Origin of the sequence: Staphylococcus sp. GDY8P120P (genome assembly GCF_017892065.1) — a bacterium.
In the GTDB taxonomy this organism is placed as follows: Bacteria; Bacillota; Bacilli; order Staphylococcales; family Staphylococcaceae; genus Staphylococcus; species Staphylococcus nepalensis.
This window is the reverse complement of the sequence record NZ_JAESKI010000033.1, coordinates 1-1389: the sequence shown is the minus strand read 5'-3', so window position 1 is coordinate 1389 and position 1389 is coordinate 1. Positions and strand designations below refer to the sequence as shown.

1 protein-coding gene is annotated in these 1389 nt (G+C 38.3%); it reads right to left on the bottom strand.

The annotated features are described in order from the left end of the window. Positions 1-50: 50 nt before the first annotated feature. Entirely contained in the window at positions 51-1223 is a 1173-nt protein-coding gene (locus KA900_RS14120) for an IS256-like element ISEnfa4 family transposase (protein WP_032495458.1), read from the bottom strand. Between the last annotated feature and the right edge of the window lie 166 nt (positions 1224-1389).

Genomic DNA, 1389 nt, shown 5'->3' with positions numbered 1-1389 from the left:
AGTCAAGTCCAGACTCCTGTGTAAAATGCTATACAATGTTTTTACCATTTCTACTTATCAAAATTGATGTATTTTCTTGAAGAATAAATCCATTCATCATGTAGGTCCATAAGAACGGCTCCAATTAAGCGATTGGCTGATGTTTGATTGGGGAAGATGCGAATAATCTTTTCTCTTCTGCGTACTTCTTGATTCAGTCGTTCAATTAGATTGGTACTCTTTAGTCGATTGTGGGAATTTCCTTGTACGGTATATTGAAAGGCGTCTTCGAATCCATCATCCAATGATGCGCAAGCTTTTGAATATTTAGACTGGTCGATATATTCACCGACTAAGGCATTCTTAGCTGTTCGAGCGAGTTCAATATCCGTAAACTTAAAGATCGCTTTTACTGCTTCTCTAAACGGTTTTGAATTCTTTTTTGGAATGGAACTGAAGATGTTTCTTAAAAAATGGACCTGGCATCTCTGCCAACTTGCGTTGGTAAATGACTTACGAATTGCAGACACTAGGCCTTTATGGGCATCAGAAATGATGAGTTCTGTCCCCTGTAGACCGCGTTCTTTTAAGTATTCAAAGAAGATGGACCATGTGTCATCACTTTCTTCATTTTGGATCATGAAGCCAATGATTTCACGATCACCACCTTCTGTTATCCCGATCGCAATATGGCAGCTTTTAGAAAGCACTCGATGGTCCTCACGGACTTTTATGTAGAGAACATCAGTCATCAGATAAGGATAACTCGTACCTGAGAGTGAACGGTTCTGCCATTCGTTGACCATCGGGTCTAACTGCTCAGTCAGGCTAGAAACAAAAGATTTCGATACCGATTTTCCACATAGCTCTTCAACAATCTTTGAAACTTTACGTGTCGAAACGCCTGAAACATACATCTCAAGCATTGAAGCGAGCAGTGCCTTTTCATTTCGCTGATAACGCTCAAACACCGTCGGTGAAAATTCACCATCACGTGTTCTGGGTACTTTTAATTCTAGCGTGCCTACACGTGTCGTAAAGCTGCGCTCATAATAGCCATTTCGTTGACTTTGTCGGTTTTCTGTTCGTTCATATTCTTTTGCTTGAATATATTCTGTTCGTTGATTTTCCATTAGTTGATTAAATACCGTTGTTAAAATATTTTTAGAAACGTCATCCTTTACAGAATATTCAATAATGCTTTGAATCTCTTCGCTTTTCAGTGTAAAATGTACTTGGGTCATGTAAAAGTCCTCCTGGGTATGTTTTTGTCGTTAAAAACATTGTACCGTAAAAGGACTGTTATATGGCCTTTTTACTTTTACACAATTATACGGACTTTATCTAAACTCAGTCAAGTCCAGACTCCTGTGTAAAATGCTATACAATGTTTTTACCATTTCTACTTAT

Coding starts and splice junctions, on each gene's coding strand:
- KA900_RS14120 (WP_032495458.1), bottom strand. CDS start 1,223: ATGACCCAAGTACATTTTACACTGAAAAGCGAAGAGATTCAAAGCATT.